The organism is Pseudomonas sp. AC229 (assembly GCF_979254655.1).
In genome coordinates, this window is sequence record NZ_CEEDHK010000056.1 from 1 (window position 1) to 272 (window position 272).

Annotated in this window: 1 protein-coding gene; it reads left to right on the forward strand. The window is 57.0% G+C overall.

All coding sequences use genetic code 11. The annotated features are described in order from the left end of the window. Nucleotides 1-134: 134 nt before the first annotated feature. On the forward strand, nucleotides 135-272 hold a 138-nt coding region (locus tag AC0IW7_RS24820), incomplete at its 3' end, for a DUF2383 domain-containing protein (RefSeq protein WP_471821503.1).

Genomic DNA, 272 nt, shown 5'->3' on the forward strand with positions numbered 1-272 from the left:
TACCGGTCGGCGAATGTCCTGAACCTGTACGCAACGGGTCACGTCCATTTTTGCGAGCGGTCGATACAGCCCAAACGGGCACGTCGGCCACCAACCTGCAGCGTGACGCTGCTCGCCAAAAGAGGATTTTGACCATGGAAAGCACAGACACTATCTCGGTACTCAACAACCTGATCGAGACCAGCAAAGACGGTGAGAAAGGCGTCCGTGAGTGCGCGAACGACGTTGAAAATGCCGAACTCAAAGGCTTGTTCAGCCAGCGCGCCGCGGAG